We start from the raw sequence: 14,225 nt of genomic DNA, 5'->3' as shown, positions 1-14,225 counted from the left end.
AGTAAGTAGTATTACTCCAGCCATTTGCAATTCAAAAGAATACAACATGATAAGATATGAAACTACAGTTGAGAAAAATCTATTGTTTTATCCCGATCTGAATAATCAAAAATTAGCTATATTAGATCCCATTGTCTAGGCATAATGTGATTAAAGCTTCTGAGATTAAGAAAATTGTTAACGAGTATACTGATGTAAAAATCGGAGTTCTAGGCAGCCATTCAGCATTAGAAATTATGGATGGAGCAAAAGATGAGGATTTTCAGACAAGGGTTTTCTGTCAAAAAGGACGTGAAGGTCCATATCAAAGATTTGGAAGAATAGCAGATGAAATCACAATATTAGACAAATTCAAGGACATGGCATCTGCCAAATATCAAAAAGAATTAAGAGATTCAAACACAATCATAGTTCCCCACAGATCACTTACTGTTTATCTTGGATACAAAACAATTGAAAATTCTTTCAAAGTACCAATTTTTGGAAATAGAAAACTGTTTCAGGCAGAAGAGAGAACCGCAAAAAAAGGACAGTATTACCTGTTGGAAAAAGCCAGAATAAAATATCCAAAACTATTCAAAGATCCTAAAAGAATAAACAAACCATGCATCGTTAAAGTACAAGAAAAAAACAGACCTTTAGAAAGAGCATTTTTTACAGTTTCATCATACAAAGATTATGTTAAAAAATCAGAAGAGAAGATAAAACAAGGAGTCATTGCAAAAAAGGACCTTCAAAAAGCAAGTATTGAAGAATTGGCAATTGGAACATACATGAATTTTAATTTCTTCCATACCCCAATTTCAGACCAAGTTGACTTTATAGGAATTGAGAGAAGATTACAAACCAATATTCATGATTACAATGCACTTCCAGCAAGAGAACAGTTAGAGATGGATATTGATTTACAGAATATCGAAGTGGGGCATACTCCTGCAAGTATCAGAGAGTCATTACTTGAGAAAGTACTAAAAATGGGAGATAAATTTGTGGCAGCAGTAAAGAGAGAATATGCCCCTGGAATCATAGGGCCATTTTCACTGCAAAGTGTAATCACCAAAGATTTGGAGCTTATAGTTTACGATGTCTCGTTAAGAGTTCCAGGCAATCCAATAGTTGCAACAACTAGTCCTTACACAAAATATCAATATGGACAAACATTTGGAGTGGGTAGAAGAATTGCAATGGAGATAAAACGAGCTCAAGAAGAAGGCCGTTTAGATGAAATAGTAACATAGCCAAATTTCAAAAAGACATGTCTGTTCAATTAAGACAAAACAATTTTTCAATAAAATAGAAAGGCGCAAACCCCTAACTGCAGAACTCTGAGAGATTCCCTCTCGTGGTCAAACGTCTAAACGTCTGATTGCCTTTTTTGTTCTGCGGGGCAGCGCAATTTAATCGCCAGATTTTTCAACTAACGACATCAAATTCTATAAGACAAATAACTATTTAAGATTTAGTATAAATTATTTCAATAAATGTTTAAAAATATTGAAATTTTTATTACAGATATACAATTAGATCATTAGGGATGCAAGGTATTACCACTTGAAGGAAAAATTTGCCTTGTATTAATACAATATTTTGAAAATTACCTTATGGGAAAAAGAATAACCATAATTTTTGATGATGACGTGGATAAGAAAATCAGAGAATTCCAAGCAAAAACTATGGAAAAAAAATAATGCCACATATAGTTACTCAAGAGCGGTCAATGATTTGTTAAGAAAGTCGAACTAGTCAAAAAACATATTTCCAAGAAATGTTTCAAAAAATATGTTAATTGGTTAGATTGGAAATATACCGAATACCATTCGTTCTAATTTTGAATGATTAAAACGGTTTGACATTCAAAATGGATTGCTGATACCAATTAACAATACAACTCTTTAGTAACAACAAAATAACATAATCATGGGCAGAACAATTTTCATTAAAGAAATCATCACAATATTGAAAGAGCCTAGACTTTGTCCAACATGTCAAAAAGAAGACAAATTAGAAAAAGATTTGATCAGAGAAGGGAGATCAAACGGAAAAACAATACTATGCTCCAGATGTGAAGCGTTAATTGTCATAACAAATCATAATCTCAAGCAAGTAGATTTATCATCAGTAAAAGATGACACCATTATGCTAAAAGAGCCACATTTGATTAGAAAGGTAGGTTATTGATTTTCGGATTTTCCAAGTAATTCTTTAATCACATATGTTCTAACATTTGCAAATTCCCATTCTCTTAAATTTGCATTTCTGCATTCTTCTTTTATTATGAGTCCCGCTAAACCATGGCTCCATATATGACGCTTAGTGTCATAGACTTCAATTACTTTTCCATGTTTGGTGATTTTGATTGCACCATGACATCTCTTGATGATTTGTAATGCAATTTGATGATATATTTTTTCAAAATTTACCATATATCAACAACTTTTAATGATTTCAAAAAGGTTCTGATTTTATAAATTGGATAATAATATACCATAGAAATAAGAAGGAAAAATGCTGATGATTAACCAACAAACTAAGCTATAACTGATAGATGATGAGTTTGCCGAATTATGAAGCGTTTTTAAAAATTAGGTTTGTCGTTCAAGAACATTAACAGTCATGGATAATGGAGGAGATAAAGCACTAGGATGATCAATCCCTTCCCAAACATATACTTGAATATGATATTTCCCTGGTTCAGTAGGAATCCAAGATTGTGCAGGGGAAAAAGATTGCCTTGGAGATAAAGAGCCAGTTAGCCAAGATAGTGAAATGGCCACATCTTCATCAGTTTTTACTTGTGTGATATATGCAAAATTTTGTTGTGTGTCTTGGTTATTTGAGATATCTGCTACAATCATAATCTGTTCATCGACAAAGTGAATTTTGTCTTCAGAAGAAGTCTGAGTAGTTACAGGATCTGCAAAAATAGTACCAATAGAGGAAAATAAAACAAGTAATGAAACAATGAGAATTTTCATAACCAGTATTAGTAAGATGCGTATTTAATCTATTTAATGGTGGAACTTCCTGAAAATTTTCCTGAATACTCTATTATGTATAAAACACTATCAAATCAAATCAAAATTCTAGAAAAATCAAAAGAAAATACACATGGAAAAGACAGAGAGGAAATTGAATCAAAGATTAAAAAATATCAGTTAGAAATTATTAAAATTAAGGAAATGTTTCCAGATAATTTTTTTGAAGAACTAAGATAGTTATTCATGTGAATGGTCATGACCGCAATCACATGAATGATCATCACCCTTTTGAGACATCAGTTGTTGGACCATTTCATCACGAATTTTTAACAAATCACCTACTTGTTCTTTTAATGATTGGGAATCCCAATTAGTCTGATGTAATTCACGTATAATGTCAATTATCTCAAGATCCACATTTAGCAGATTATCCATGAGTTGTTCTTGTTCATTCATAATTACTCATTAAAACACCATAAGAAAAACCATTCGAAAAAGATGAGGACTATTCTGCCTCTACACTTTCTTTTAGAAGATTTTTCCTTACAAGAATCGGGATATTGTAAAATGCACCCAGTGCCATAGCGTCAGAGGCACGATAATTCCTTAACACCAAATCTTTCTTTCCTGTAAAATAGAGATTTGCGCGTAACACCTCACCACTTTCATAGATTTTTACTTTGACTAGCACCAATTCATTTTGTTCACAAATTTCTTCAATCATTTTGTAAATTGACGGAGCTGCCTCACCCTGAGTTTCACCAAAACTGGAGATGTGTTTAGCTACTTCACCAGAAAATGCGCGCATATGAAATTCCTTTCCATCATCAGACTTTAGAACAACCATGCCTTCTACAGCATAAGGATCAACAAATCCAACATAATCAATTTTTACAGAGTCATAATCAGGTTCTTGTGCTTGATCAATTTCCATACTACGCATAAACTTACGTTTCAGTGCTTATAAAGATAACAAAAAACGAGATCAATTAAAAAATAAAAAAAGGTGAATTATTTTTAGACGATCAAAAGTTACGCGTAACCCCAAATTATTTAAAATCCCTAACTAAGGAAGCTTAATGTCGACTAATCCAGAACGTGCTGTATCATATGTTCTAAGCAAATATGTTACAAACTATATGGACAAAGACGTGTTGCTACTTGGACAGCATACATTGACAAGAGAAGCAGCAAGAATGTTGCGACATTACGAAACAGACGATATTATAGTTACAGATGAAAATAATCTTCCAGTAGGAATTGTGACAGACGAAGACATTTTGAGCAAAGTAAGCGATGTTACAGTATATGCCGAAGCTACCACGTTAAAAGACATCATGAGCACACCACTCATTACAATTAATGAAAAATCAACACTACAAGATGCATTACATAAAATGAGAGATAACAACATTAGAAAACTTCCAGTCCTAACAAAAAAGAACCAAGTTGTTGGTATGATTTTTCAATCAGTTATAGCTAATGTGATTAGAGATGCAACTGCCACAGCCCCTCGACTTCTTAGTCCACCAGTAAAAGCAGTTTTAGGGAATTTAGGTTTTGTTTTACAATTTGCAGGAGTTCTACTTCTTGTTCCAGCAATTGTTGCTACATTATTAGAAGACACTACGACTGCTACTGGAATATATCTGACCACAGTACTTTTGTTAGTAACAGGGTTTTTTTTGAATTCTTATGGTGAAAAATCTAGTTTAAATTTACAGCAAGCCTCAATTTTGGTATTTTCGAGCCTGTTTTTGCTGTCGCTTTTTGGAACAGTACCTTATCTCTATGTTTTGCCAAGTGATGAAACAAACATAGAGATGTTTAGCAATGCATTTTTTTCAAGTGCTGCAGGATTTACTACTGGAGGCATATCATTATTTGAGGAACCAGAAAAACTATCTCAGAGTTTTACATTTTTCAGAAGTTATACTCAGCTTGTAGGAGGAATGAGTTTCATCTATTTGGTAATTACTGCATTTTACCCAGAATCCAAGTTACAATCCATGCGTGGTTTCATTTCAGGTAGAACACTCCACATGAAAGAACTTTTTTCAACGATTACAGTTATCTTTGCAATTTACATTGTGATTGTAGCATTTTTGCTGTATTTGTTTGGAGAAGGAAACATAATCGATAATTTTTCATTAGCGATGAGCACACTTGCAACCGGAGGATTCCTACCCACATCAACAATTCTTGATGGATTAGTTTGGCAAGAACACATCATCCTAATGGGAGCAATGATACTAGGAGCATTACCATTTACATTCCACTATGCATTTGTAAGAAAAAAATTCCTCTCGCCTAAACTAGGAAAAGAAGTTTTGGTATATTTTGCAATTTTAGGTAGCGCAACAATTTTGTTTATGAGTATAAGTGGACTTGATCCGATGCAAAGTGCATTTTATTCAGTATCTGCAAGTACAACCGCAGGACTCCAACAAGAAAGTCTTGCAGGATTAAGCGGTGGAGCACATTCAATTTTGATAATTTTGATGTTCATTGGCGGATGTGGATTTTCAACAGCAGGTGGTTTGAAAATATTCAGATTGTTTCACCTGAAAAATGCAAAAGCATTTCTTAGTAAAGCAAAAAGGGCAGAACTACCACACCAAGCAAAAAAAGAAGTAATATCAACTCTTATCATTCTTGCATTATTTCCAATTATCTCAACCATTACAGGGGCACATCTTGCAGTAATAGAAGAAGTTCCATTTCAAGACGCATTTTTTGAGGCTGCAGGAGTAATAACTACAGGAGGACTCTCAGCAGGAGTGATAGATATCGATACAGATCCTGCAACAAAGATAATACTAGGATTTTTAATGATTTTTGGCAGATTAGAAATTATTGCAATAATCTACATTTTTGTTCCTAAACTTAGCTGAGATAAAATTTAATTTCATATGAAAAATCAAAAATATGGTCATGGATAAAAAAAGTACAGGCAAGGGGAAAAAACTAATCATTCTAGGATTTGTAACGATTGCAATTTTATTTTTGATGTATGGACGATATCAAGATCCAGAACTGCTTACACCTAGTGCAATTGATTCAATTCAAAGAATAGCATATGGATTTTACATAATACTAGTAGTATCTTTTGGTGCAATTGCTTTTGGAATGTATAGATATCATAAGGAAAAAGTAGAGATTAAAGGAAAAGATCTTTCAACAATAATAGCCATTACAACATGGAACCCAAAATCTCAAAAAATCTTTGTTGCAATATTTGTCATATACGGAATATTTTTTTCATTAGTTTCAGGGACATTAGTGTATCAACCAGAGGTTAACTTTGCCATTCATTATGGAGCTGAAATTCCATCAGGGTTTGTTGCACCATGTTGTGATGAACCAGGATATATGCCAAAAATAATCATTTACTTGACTGAACATATAGGATTACAAATAATTCCAATAAACTTGGTGTTGCAAATAATTGTATCATACCTAGTGGCATTAAATGCAGCGATTGCAGTAAATGCATATACAATATCTAAGAAAGGTAAAGGAGCCAGCTCCATAGGTGCTGCAGTGGGCTTGTTTATTGCATGCCCTACTTGCGCAGGAACATTTTTGTCAATATTTATTGGAACAGCAAGTGGGATTGCATTATCTGTTGCATTAGCACAATTACAAACAGTGTTTATTGCAATATCAATTCCAATATTATTTGTGACACCATATCTTATGGCAAAAAAACTAAGAAATCCAGATGGAAGTTGCAAAGTAGATAAGACTAAATGAATTTCCGAACTAGATGTCTAAAAATCATAATTGTCACATCTAAAAGAGAATATCATTTGAAAACATCTCACCTTGCCAAACAAATACAAAAATTAGACCAACCCTAGTTTGAAGGATTCAAACAAATAATGGTAGAAAAATTCTAAAATATGGCAATAAAATCGACTGAAGAGTATATTGATTTTTTCGTCAACCTGAATATGGGGGAGAATGTTCCACTTTTGAGTTTTGTAAACAATGAAAGAATGGTACTCAAGCAAAAACTAGAATACAAGAATTTAGAAAAAGGACCAATAGAAAAAGGAATTAAGATTTTAGAAGATTTAGTAATAGAGATTAATACGATTGGAGAAAAAGCAGTATTAGAAAAATATCAAAAACAAACATAGTGGAAAATTATGAATAAAAATTCAGAGATCATTAAAACAGAAATCATCAGAATATTAAATGAAAATGGCAAAACCAGAGGAACTGAGCTTGCAAAAAGAGTCATGAAAAAAGTAGGCAATGAGAAAATAATCTATAGGGAAATCAGTGCACTTGTAGAATCAGGAGAAATAGAGAAAAGAATTCACAGCAAGTCCCACATTGAATACGAATTGATCAATCTGTCTGAATCCGTTAATTTGCAACTCAAAAATTTGTACAAAGAGATAGTGATGATTTTCGACGAAATATCTAATTTTGAAACAGATATCAGAATGAAAAAACATTCATTTCACGAAAGGCTAAGATCAATCATACATCAGATTAACATTGTGCAATCAACTGATGGAATAATGAAATTATTATCATATTATCCTGTATTCAGAAAAGACAAAATGTATTCACAAATCAATAGAAAAATTAATGACTGTTGGGAATCCATCATGAACAGTATTACACATCAACCAGAAGAAGGCTTCCTGAATGAAGTTCTAGCAAATTTGAGAATATCACAAATCGATTCAAATAATGTTAATTAGAATTTTTTCAATTTTTCAATAATTACTTTAAGGATTTCTTCATCATCAAGCAAAATTAGAGGGAAATCATTTTCTTCACTTGCTTTACGAAATTCAGTATCTTTTGTAACTATAATCATATCATTTTCACGTGCGTAATTAATTATTGAGTAATCAGAAGCAAGTTTTTTTCCCTCCATTTGCATTTTTCGTACACTATAAGCATCAAACCCCAATAGTTTTAATTTCTCATCCATTCCATCCAAATTTTCATCTACAAGAATTTTCATATCAATTAATTATTTAATTTCAATATTAGTGTAAAACATTTTCATTAAAAACAATCTAAAATTAAAACCCTAGAAATTCAGACCACTGATGTCCAAGTTTGTCTATTATTTTCCAACCGAGTCTATCTATATTTACACTAGGTTCAGCAATTACCAAAATGATATATTTTCCGATAGGAATACTCATCATTACAACTTTTTCTCGTCTAGAAGAAGAATATTTTACCCTGCCCAAATTAGCATCAAACCCAGTTCTGTTTGCTACTCTGTGAGCTAATTCTTGAAACATTTGTTTTCTTCTTGCATCATTTTCAAAAGGAACAACTCCTGCTTTCATATCACCTATGATCAATTCCCCAGTATTATCAATAAGACCGCAGAATCGTATTTCAGGTTCCAATAAAATATCAGATATTCTATTTTTCATATCCTCAAGAGGAAACTGTTCATCAGACATTTACAAAATGATTACAATTTCATTGTATTTAATCAAATTTGCTAAAATTACATGTAGAGAAAAGTTAGTCCATATAGGGGATTTTTATAGAATTATCATGATTCAAGGAGCCCCAAAATATGTAATGATTGGATTTTTTGCATTAGGAGTTTTGTTTGTAGGATTTTCATTTTGGGCACTATTCTTGACAGACATACCACAAGAGCAATTTCTAGAAGACCCCAGATTTGAAGAAGAGTATGTAAAATATTATGAATGGAACATTTTGTTTGGGTCTGGATTAATTGGGATAGGCTGGATAATTGCATTTTTAGGACGCAAAATGACACGAAAGTAGTCATAGCCAAAAATGCAAATTAAATAATCGATTGTGAAATTGTGTTTCTAATTTTGGATTAAGTGTAATCGCCAAATTCTTATTTTCAATAAAAATACAAAAAATGTGGATGTAAAGGAAGAAGATACATCAGAAAGATCTAAAAAAAACCATATTGTGTATTACAGATCCCTTTGCAAAGTAATTGAAGATATCAAAAAAGAAAAGAATAGTGAAGGGGAACCAGCAATTAATAGTCATTTAGATAAAAGAATAGAAGCAATGGAAAAAGACAAAAAACGAATAAGAGATATGTTTCCAGATATTAAAGAAGAGGAGTGGGATGACAACACCGACTGAAAAAAATCACAACAAGCATCTAGATTTGCTACATGACTATAAAATTCACCTAGTAAAGTATATCGAAGTTTTAGAAAGAATGGATAAGCAGTCAGAATTTGCAAAGGAATGGAATAAAACAACAATAAAAGAAAGAAAGGAAGAGATACAAATTATTGATAAAATCTTAAAAAATTTGATACGATTTTAGCCATTATTTTTTTGAGTTAAATCATAAAGAGAATTACAAAAATCATCAATGTGTTCAGAAGAAACACCATCAAACCAAGCAAGTTCTTTATCAATACTAAATCCTTGAAAATCATATTTTGAATTGGATTTGACGTAATCAATTTCACATTGAGTTAATTTTTTAATAGAATTTTGCTCAGATGCAGACAATTCATAGTTGCAGGTCATTAAATCAATCTGTACAAAATAATTTTTGTGTAGGGGGTTAATTTTTGCTTTGATAAAGGGTTTGTTTTCTTGTTGACATTCACGATAATATTTGTCATATTCAAACATTTTTGAATCGCCTAAATATTTACGAAATGTCATTTCAATTCAAATCTGAAATATTTAGACTCAAAGATCAGCAGTAATTTTTTTAATTTTTGTAATGAGTCTAATTTTTGTATTAATTGGCATTTCAGGTTCCATTGTAAAATATACAATATTTCTTCTAGTGTAAATTACCATCTGAGAAACCTTTTCTCTTTCAACATGGACATATCTTACTTTTCCCAGTGATCTGTCAAATTCTTTTCTCATAGAACGCCTTTGTGCAACCTGCTTACAGAAATGTTCTTCCTCTTTTTGAGATTTAAGATTAGTTTTTCCTGTCTTCATAATGGCTTCTCGAATATTGCCTTTGGCATCAATAATAGCTGCAAATCTCATTTTAGTATCCAATTTGAGTATTTGTTGAACTACATTAAGCAGATCTACTTTTTTTGCTGCCATATAGTTATTGAAAAATAATTTGGCAAATATAAGCTATCAAATGTTTTAAAAACAAATTTTTCAAGACAGAATTAAATCTTAACAAATTAAATGGATTAGATGAATGATTCGATTTCAAGAATTTTAGAAGAATTAGAAAAACGCTCCACCCTTGAAAAATCAAGATCCATAGAGGTTCCTCAAAAAGAAAGAATGTTAGCAATTACAAAGGAAACAGGAGAACTATTGAACATGATTTTACGCCTAAAAAATGTAAAAAATATGCTAGAAATAGGCACATCTGTAGGATATTCTACAATATGGTGCGCAGAGGCAATTGCAAAAAACTCTGGAAAAATCATCACGATTGAACAAGATTCCGAAAAAATCAGAAGAGCAAATGAAAATTTTCAAAAAGCAAAGATAGAAGACATTATAACGATAAAAGAAGGAATTGCGATCAAAATTTTAAAAGAACTGAGCGTTCAAGAAAAAAACAAATATTTTTTTGACTTTGTCTTAATTGATGCAGATAAAGAAAACGTAATAGAATATTTTGATTTGATTTTACCAATGGTATCAGTAGGCGGAATAATAGTTACAGACAACATGTTATACCCTGAAAAATATAGGCAAGATATGAAGAAATTTTCAGATTACTTGAAATCTAAATCAGAATTGATAACAACAACATTGTCTATCGGCAATGGGGAAGAAATGACAATTAAAATAAAATAATTAACTCTTTTTATCGACTTTCTTTTGTGCAGGCTTTTTGATATTCTTTCTTATTGAAGATTTTTTTCTAAGAGATTCGAGTTTTTTGTTTTTTTCATCAATTTGTTTTTTTAATTTGTCTTGTTTTTCTTTTAGTTTTTTATTTTTTATTTTTATTTGAGATTCAATTTTTTCTCGTTTCTTTTTTAGTAAATCATATGCTTTTTCATCTTTTTTGAGTTGTTTACTGAATTCAGTTTGAGATTTTAATTTTATCTTTTCTTCTTCGGTCTTTTTAAGAATAGATTCTTTTTCGGCGGCTATGATATTGATGAGATTTAATCGGTTTTCTTTGGCAATTATTAGATCTTTTTCCTGAGATTTTATTAATTTCTTGAGTTTTTCAGATTCTGCAAACTTTGCTTTTTCTTTTTTAACCTGAGATGCAATTTCCTCGTATTCTTGTTTGGTTCTTTCTAATTCAGATTGTCTTGATTTGATTTCGATAGCAATTTGTGCCTGCTCTAAAAGTCGAGATTTCTGCTCAGATGCCATTTTTGACAATAATTCCTGCTCCCTGGCAACTTGTTTTTCAATCTTCTCTTGCTCTAGTTGTGCTTGGACTAGTTGTCGTTTCTGAGATAAAAGATCCTTTGAAATTTTAATTTTTTCAGAATCTATTTTTTTGATTATAGATGCTCTTTCTTTTTTAATTTTATCAAGTTCTTCTTTTTGTGCAAGGATTTCATTGGATAGTTTTGTCTGATATTCAATTTTTTCTCGTTCTTCTTTAATTTGGGATTCAAGAGATGATTTTTCTGTAGTGATTTTCTGTTCATACTCTTGTCTGTGAGAAATTAATTGAGACAGGTTTGAACGTTGAAGATTTATCTCATTATGGATTTTCTTTTGTATTTCAATTTTCTTTTGTTCATCCAAAATATCCTTGTTAATTTTTTCCAATTCTTCAGATTTGTTTTCAGGGGACCAACCTTTAGGCATAATGCCATGAATTTTTTTAGGAGTTTCAGATTCTACAGGTTTTTCAAGAGATTTGGGAATATCTTTTTCCTGATGTATCTCAACAGGAACATGCTCTGAAGAATCATGGGAGATGCTTGAATTTAATTTTGATTCTAAGTAAATTGAATCAGAACGGTATAGAGGTTTATCATTTTCTATTGCATCATAGATAGATTGTAATCTTCCCAGATCGCCATTTCCAGAATCAATCAATTCTTTAATTTTTTGCAATAATGGTTTTTCTTCTTCAAATTCGTCTTTAACAGAAAATGAAGAATTTAATTTATTTTCAAGATAAATTTTATCTGAATGATACAGAGGTTTATTGTTTTTTAAGAACTCCAATATGTGATATAGACGCCCAGCATCGCCATTTCCATCATTAATTAGAGCATCAACTTTTTGAATGGTTTCCAAAAGGGATAGAGGTTTTGATTCAGTCATTTTTTCTTATGATTGATTTTTTAATAAATCTAGTAAAAATAACTTTTTAAAAATTATTAACGTAAAAATGAATTTTTGATGATTTGGGAGATAATCATATGCTGAAATATGGCAAATCTTCCTTTTTCAGACGGATTTTATTGTAAAAATCTAATTTTAGATCTTTGGCTTAAACCAAGAATAGACATTATAGAAATTACAAGAATTAACATGGCTACTGAACCAAATTCCGGAATAACTTTAGCCCCCATAACTTTGATTTCCTTTGAGTAAGGTGAAATTGGAATGATCAATTTTTTTCCAGTTGCAGTATCTTCCATTTCAAAATCAACCACATCTCCATCTACCCAAACAGTGTTTGGATTTTCAATTAATTTTATGGGCAAAATAAGAGTCAGTTGTTCATTTTCGGTATCCCCAGATATTGTAAATGTCAGTGTTTTTTCATCAGGGTTGACATGAACAGCATTTTGTAAATTAGTGTCCAAGATGTATTTAATTTTGAATCCCAAACCATCATCAGAGTATCCAGATGCCACCCCATCAACGGTTTTAACACTGCCAGGATTTTTTATCACATGAACTACACCATTCATGTAAGGATGGATACTGCAAAAATAGTAAAATTCTCCCAAATCATTGAATTGTCTAGTGTATGATTTTCCTGCAGTAAAAAATCCACTATCAAAAAGACCATCCACTTCAAAATCACCAGTTTCAATGCTGGATGCAGAGACAGAAGTTATTGTATGAAAAGCTGTGTCAGCATTATGCCATGTAATTGAATCACCTGGATAAACAGTGATTTCACCGGTTGTTATTCCAGTACTTTTTTCAGACCAGAAGAAAGGAGCATTTGGATCAGATGCGCCCGAAGGAATTTTAATCTCATATTCTGTTTGTGCAAATATTTCAACAGTTAACGGGATTATGAATAAAGATGCAATTGCAAAATACACAAACATGTTATTCATGATTTTTTAAGATTACAATTAATTAAAAGAGTTTACTCTGCTCATCAAAGAATACATCTTTGTTCTTGTTATTTATTAATCAGAAAACCTCATCCTAAATATGAAAATGGGTGTAGGAATTGCCATCATAGGCATACTCATGTTTACGTCAGGACTAGTAATGTTTTATCTGATTGAATTAGGTCAAACAGACCCATTGTTGCGATTTGTCAAAAATACAGGAACGTTTGTAGGCATTAGTGGCATGGGAGTATTTCTGGCAGGTGTTTTACTACATCTGATCAACAAAAGCGAGCCATCATTGAAAGAACATTCAGATGTTTAGGCCTGATACAGCATATTCTTGTATTCATCTATAGGAATGACGAATTTGCAAGTTTTACAGAATAATACTTCTTTGTTTGAAAGAGATTTGATTTCAGTAGGAATAGTTCCACAATATAGTGAATCAATAAGACACATCGGGCAATTTGCTGCAAGTTTTTTCATTCCAAATTCATTTGTAATATTCATGATTTATGTTTGGTTTTCTGATATATTAAAAACAGGTAGAAATTATACTAGTGCTAATTTAAGAACTAAATTATAATAACACATCAAAAAAAAGAACAGAAATGTCTGAAAAATTATGGTTGGGAGGAATCTACATCAAAGATGAAGGAGGCTATGAAATAATTTTAAAATCATTGAACCATTATAAAAATAGATTAAAAACACTCAACGATAGTCCAGAATTAAAAGATTCAGCAGCAATGTTTGCATCCGTCTTAAACCAGCAAGCTAGAAAGACAGTTCCAAAAATTAATGAAGTGATAGAAAAAATTCATGAAGGGCTTAAAGACATTCAAATTATGAATAATATTTTAGATGAAAAACAATTTCTAGAAAAAGCATTAGCATGTTACGAATCAGATATTCATAAAGCTGAAGATACAGGTCATGAATACTTTGTAAAACTTGTTGGAGATACATCACATGCAAGAGAAGATCTAAAAATCATTAAAACAGCATTAGTGAAAATAAATAATTTTTCAGAATAGTT

General features: G+C 31.4%; 24 protein-coding genes. 13 read left to right on the top strand and 11 right to left on the bottom strand.

The genetic code is table 11. The annotated features are described in order from the left end of the window. The first annotated feature begins 146 nt into the window (after positions 1 to 146). Positions 147 to 1,238 (top strand): DUF1297 domain-containing protein, encoded by a 1,092-nt coding sequence (locus ACW9XA_RS08770; RefSeq protein ID WP_457763960.1) that lies wholly within the window; start codon positions 147 to 149, stop codon positions 1,236 to 1,238. A gap of 679 nt (positions 1,239 to 1,917) precedes the next feature. Next, positions 1,918 to 2,178 carry a hypothetical protein gene (locus ACW9XA_RS08765; protein WP_457763959.1) on the top strand — a complete coding sequence of 87 codons (261 nt, stop codon included), beginning with the start codon at positions 1,918 to 1,920 and terminating at the stop codon, positions 2,176 to 2,178. Here the strand turns inward: ACW9XA_RS08765 and ACW9XA_RS08760 are convergent. After that, entirely contained in the window at positions 2,172 to 2,423 is a 252-nt protein-coding gene (locus ACW9XA_RS08760) for a hypothetical protein (RefSeq protein WP_457763958.1), read from the bottom strand. The two genes, ACW9XA_RS08765 and ACW9XA_RS08760, sit on opposite strands and share 7 nt — an antisense overlap. Positions 2,424 to 2,582: 159 nt before the next feature. Then, the gene (locus ACW9XA_RS08755) at positions 2,583 to 2,975 is read right to left on the bottom strand and encodes a hypothetical protein (protein WP_457763957.1); all 393 of its coding nucleotides are present in this window, start codon (positions 2,973 to 2,975) and stop codon (positions 2,583 to 2,585) included. Positions 2,976 to 3,011: 36 nt separating this feature from the next. Here ACW9XA_RS08755 and ACW9XA_RS08750 point away from each other — a divergent pair, with 36 nt between their 5' ends. Beyond that, positions 3,012 to 3,215: a hypothetical protein gene (locus tag ACW9XA_RS08750; protein WP_457763956.1), complete on the top strand. Its 204-nt coding sequence runs from the start codon at positions 3,012 to 3,014 to the stop codon at positions 3,213 to 3,215. Here ACW9XA_RS08750 and ACW9XA_RS08745 read toward each other — a convergent pair whose 3' ends face one another. After that, on the bottom strand, positions 3,216 to 3,434 hold the full coding sequence (locus ACW9XA_RS08745; protein ID WP_457763955.1) for a hypothetical protein: 219 nt from the start codon (positions 3,432 to 3,434) through the stop codon (positions 3,216 to 3,218). Positions 3,435 to 3,483: 49 nt separating this feature from the next. After that, a complete protein-coding gene (locus tag ACW9XA_RS08740) occupies positions 3,484 to 3,912 on the bottom strand; it encodes a bifunctional nuclease family protein (RefSeq protein WP_457763954.1) in 429 nt (142 codons plus the stop codon). A gap of 145 nt (positions 3,913 to 4,057) precedes the next feature. Between ACW9XA_RS08740 and ACW9XA_RS08735 the strand changes: the two genes are divergently transcribed. The 4 genes from ACW9XA_RS08735 to ACW9XA_RS08720 all read left to right on the top strand — a co-directional run bounded on the left by ACW9XA_RS08735 (position 4,058) and on the right by ACW9XA_RS08720 (position 7,699). Then, positions 4,058 to 5,872, top strand: coding sequence for a potassium transporter TrkG (locus ACW9XA_RS08735; RefSeq protein ID WP_457763953.1), 1,815 nt, complete (start codon positions 4,058 to 4,060; stop codon positions 5,870 to 5,872). A 40-nt stretch (positions 5,873 to 5,912) separates the two neighbouring features. Beyond that, on the top strand, positions 5,913 to 6,734 hold the full coding sequence (locus tag ACW9XA_RS08730; RefSeq protein WP_457763952.1) for a hypothetical protein: 822 nt from the start codon (positions 5,913 to 5,915) through the stop codon (positions 6,732 to 6,734). A gap of 149 nt (positions 6,735 to 6,883) precedes the next feature. Then, positions 6,884 to 7,123: a hypothetical protein gene (locus ACW9XA_RS08725; protein ID WP_457763951.1), complete on the top strand. Its 240-nt coding sequence runs from the start codon at positions 6,884 to 6,886 to the stop codon at positions 7,121 to 7,123. A 9-nt stretch (positions 7,124 to 7,132) separates the two neighbouring features. Next, positions 7,133 to 7,699: a hypothetical protein gene (locus ACW9XA_RS08720; protein ID WP_457763950.1), complete on the top strand. Its 567-nt coding sequence runs from the start codon at positions 7,133 to 7,135 to the stop codon at positions 7,697 to 7,699. Here ACW9XA_RS08720 and ACW9XA_RS08715 read toward each other — a convergent pair. Both ACW9XA_RS08715 and ACW9XA_RS08710 read right to left on the bottom strand, forming a co-directional pair. Further along, positions 7,696 to 7,968 carry a DUF5615 family PIN-like protein gene (locus ACW9XA_RS08715; RefSeq protein ID WP_457763949.1) on the bottom strand — a complete coding sequence of 91 codons (273 nt, stop codon included), beginning with the start codon at positions 7,966 to 7,968 and terminating at the stop codon, positions 7,696 to 7,698. The genes ACW9XA_RS08720 and ACW9XA_RS08715 overlap by 4 nt on opposite strands. Before the next feature lie 61 nt (positions 7,969 to 8,029). Further along, a complete protein-coding gene (locus tag ACW9XA_RS08710; protein WP_457763948.1) occupies positions 8,030 to 8,425 on the bottom strand; it encodes a DUF6659 family protein in 396 nt (131 codons plus the stop codon). Between the two features lie 97 nt (positions 8,426 to 8,522). Between ACW9XA_RS08710 and ACW9XA_RS08705 the strand changes: the two genes are divergently transcribed. The 3 genes from ACW9XA_RS08705 (at position 8,523) to ACW9XA_RS08695 (ending at position 9,291) form a co-directional block, all read left to right on the top strand. Beyond that, entirely contained in the window at positions 8,523 to 8,762 is a 240-nt protein-coding gene (locus ACW9XA_RS08705) for a hypothetical protein (protein ID WP_457763947.1), read from the top strand. A gap of 105 nt (positions 8,763 to 8,867) precedes the next feature. Then, complete coding sequence (locus tag ACW9XA_RS08700; RefSeq protein WP_457763946.1) at positions 8,868 to 9,101, top strand: hypothetical protein; 234 nt, start codon at positions 8,868 to 8,870, stop codon at positions 9,099 to 9,101. Continuing rightward, positions 9,085 to 9,291 carry a hypothetical protein gene (locus tag ACW9XA_RS08695; RefSeq protein WP_457763945.1) on the top strand — a complete coding sequence of 69 codons (207 nt, stop codon included), beginning with the start codon at positions 9,085 to 9,087 and terminating at the stop codon, positions 9,289 to 9,291. Before ACW9XA_RS08700 ends, ACW9XA_RS08695 begins: the two co-directional genes overlap by 17 nt. Here ACW9XA_RS08695 and ACW9XA_RS08690 read toward each other — a convergent pair. Both ACW9XA_RS08690 and ACW9XA_RS08685 read right to left on the bottom strand, forming a co-directional pair. Next, a complete protein-coding gene (locus ACW9XA_RS08690; RefSeq protein ID WP_457763944.1) occupies positions 9,288 to 9,608 on the bottom strand; it encodes a hypothetical protein in 321 nt (106 codons plus the stop codon). The two genes, ACW9XA_RS08695 and ACW9XA_RS08690, sit on opposite strands and share 4 nt — an antisense overlap. Before the next feature lie 60 nt (positions 9,609 to 9,668). After that, the gene (locus ACW9XA_RS08685) at positions 9,669 to 10,046 is read right to left on the bottom strand and encodes a DUF6659 family protein (RefSeq protein ID WP_457763943.1); all 378 of its coding nucleotides are present in this window, start codon (positions 10,044 to 10,046) and stop codon (positions 9,669 to 9,671) included. Positions 10,047 to 10,145: 99 nt separating this feature from the next. Here ACW9XA_RS08685 and ACW9XA_RS08680 point away from each other — a divergent pair, with 99 nt between their 5' ends. Next, on the top strand, positions 10,146 to 10,763 hold the full coding sequence (locus ACW9XA_RS08680; RefSeq protein ID WP_457763942.1) for an O-methyltransferase: 618 nt from the start codon (positions 10,146 to 10,148) through the stop codon (positions 10,761 to 10,763). On the opposite strand, the gene ACW9XA_RS08675 is transcribed toward ACW9XA_RS08680, so the two are convergent. Then, positions 10,764 to 12,209, bottom strand: coding sequence for a hypothetical protein (locus tag ACW9XA_RS08675; protein ID WP_457763941.1), 1,446 nt, complete (start codon positions 12,207 to 12,209; stop codon positions 10,764 to 10,766). A gap of 137 nt (positions 12,210 to 12,346) precedes the next feature. Continuing rightward, on the bottom strand, positions 12,347 to 13,183 hold the full coding sequence (locus tag ACW9XA_RS08670) for a PEFG-CTERM sorting domain-containing protein (RefSeq protein ID WP_457763940.1): 837 nt from the start codon (positions 13,181 to 13,183) through the stop codon (positions 12,347 to 12,349). 106 nt (positions 13,184 to 13,289) lie between these two features. On the opposite strand from ACW9XA_RS08670, the gene ACW9XA_RS08665 reads away from it, so the two are divergent. Further along, positions 13,290 to 13,508 carry a hypothetical protein gene (locus tag ACW9XA_RS08665; RefSeq protein WP_457763939.1) on the top strand — a complete coding sequence of 73 codons (219 nt, stop codon included), beginning with the start codon at positions 13,290 to 13,292 and terminating at the stop codon, positions 13,506 to 13,508. Here the strand turns inward: ACW9XA_RS08665 and ACW9XA_RS08660 are convergent. Beyond that, a complete protein-coding gene (locus tag ACW9XA_RS08660; protein ID WP_457763938.1) occupies positions 13,505 to 13,696 on the bottom strand; it encodes a hypothetical protein in 192 nt (63 codons plus the stop codon). The genes ACW9XA_RS08665 and ACW9XA_RS08660 overlap by 4 nt on opposite strands. Positions 13,697 to 13,797: 101 nt before the next feature. On the opposite strand from ACW9XA_RS08660, the gene ACW9XA_RS08655 reads away from it, so the two are divergent. Next, the gene (locus ACW9XA_RS08655; protein WP_457763937.1) at positions 13,798 to 14,223 is read left to right on the top strand and encodes a hypothetical protein; all 426 of its coding nucleotides are present in this window, start codon (positions 13,798 to 13,800) and stop codon (positions 14,221 to 14,223) included. Positions 14,224 to 14,225 lie beyond the last annotated feature (2 nt).

Source organism: Candidatus Nitrosopumilus sp. bin_6a (assembly GCF_054095695.1).
The sequence above is the reverse complement of the archived record's forward strand: the minus strand, read 5'-3'. Positions and strand labels throughout refer to the sequence as shown.

Excerpts from the sequence above, each read along its gene's own strand:
- ACW9XA_RS08765 (WP_457763959.1), top strand. The coding sequence starts at position 1,918 with ATGGGCAGAACAATTTTCATTAAAGAAATCATCACAATATTGAAAGAG.
- ACW9XA_RS08690 (WP_457763944.1), bottom strand. The coding sequence starts at position 9,608 with ATGTTTGAATATGACAAATATTATCGTGAATGTCAACAAGAAAACAAA.
- ACW9XA_RS08735 (WP_457763953.1), top strand. The coding sequence starts at position 4,058 with ATGTCGACTAATCCAGAACGTGCTGTATCATATGTTCTAAGCAAATAT.
- ACW9XA_RS08760 (WP_457763958.1), bottom strand. The coding sequence starts at position 2,423 with ATGGTAAATTTTGAAAAAATATATCATCAAATTGCATTACAAATCATC.
- ACW9XA_RS08715 (WP_457763949.1), bottom strand. The coding sequence starts at position 7,968 with ATGAAAATTCTTGTAGATGAAAATTTGGATGGAATGGATGAGAAATTA.
- ACW9XA_RS08745 (WP_457763955.1), bottom strand. The coding sequence starts at position 3,434 with ATGAATGAACAAGAACAACTCATGGATAATCTGCTAAATGTGGATCTT.
- ACW9XA_RS08705 (WP_457763947.1), top strand. The coding sequence starts at position 8,523 with ATGATTCAAGGAGCCCCAAAATATGTAATGATTGGATTTTTTGCATTA.
- ACW9XA_RS08655 (WP_457763937.1), top strand. The coding sequence starts at position 13,798 with ATGTCTGAAAAATTATGGTTGGGAGGAATCTACATCAAAGATGAAGGA.
- ACW9XA_RS08660 (WP_457763938.1), bottom strand. The coding sequence starts at position 13,696 with ATGAATATTACAAATGAATTTGGAATGAAAAAACTTGCAGCAAATTGC.
- ACW9XA_RS08720 (WP_457763950.1), top strand. The coding sequence starts at position 7,133 with ATGAATAAAAATTCAGAGATCATTAAAACAGAAATCATCAGAATATTA.
- ACW9XA_RS08675 (WP_457763941.1), bottom strand. The coding sequence starts at position 12,209 with ATGACTGAATCAAAACCTCTATCCCTTTTGGAAACCATTCAAAAAGTT.
- ACW9XA_RS08750 (WP_457763956.1), top strand. The coding sequence starts at position 3,012 with ATGGTGGAACTTCCTGAAAATTTTCCTGAATACTCTATTATGTATAAA.
- ACW9XA_RS08740 (WP_457763954.1), bottom strand. The coding sequence starts at position 3,912 with ATGGAAATTGATCAAGCACAAGAACCTGATTATGACTCTGTAAAAATT.
- ACW9XA_RS08680 (WP_457763942.1), top strand. The coding sequence starts at position 10,146 with ATGAATGATTCGATTTCAAGAATTTTAGAAGAATTAGAAAAACGCTCC.
- ACW9XA_RS08695 (WP_457763945.1), top strand. The coding sequence starts at position 9,085 with ATGACAACACCGACTGAAAAAAATCACAACAAGCATCTAGATTTGCTA.
- ACW9XA_RS08725 (WP_457763951.1), top strand. The coding sequence starts at position 6,884 with ATGGCAATAAAATCGACTGAAGAGTATATTGATTTTTTCGTCAACCTG.
- ACW9XA_RS08665 (WP_457763939.1), top strand. The coding sequence starts at position 13,290 with ATGGGTGTAGGAATTGCCATCATAGGCATACTCATGTTTACGTCAGGA.
- ACW9XA_RS08755 (WP_457763957.1), bottom strand. The coding sequence starts at position 2,975 with ATGAAAATTCTCATTGTTTCATTACTTGTTTTATTTTCCTCTATTGGT.
- ACW9XA_RS08685 (WP_457763943.1), bottom strand. The coding sequence starts at position 10,046 with ATGGCAGCAAAAAAAGTAGATCTGCTTAATGTAGTTCAACAAATACTC.
- ACW9XA_RS08670 (WP_457763940.1), bottom strand. The coding sequence starts at position 13,183 with ATGAATAACATGTTTGTGTATTTTGCAATTGCATCTTTATTCATAATC.
- ACW9XA_RS08710 (WP_457763948.1), bottom strand. The coding sequence starts at position 8,425 with ATGTCTGATGAACAGTTTCCTCTTGAGGATATGAAAAATAGAATATCT.
- ACW9XA_RS08730 (WP_457763952.1), top strand. The coding sequence starts at position 5,913 with ATGGATAAAAAAAGTACAGGCAAGGGGAAAAAACTAATCATTCTAGGA.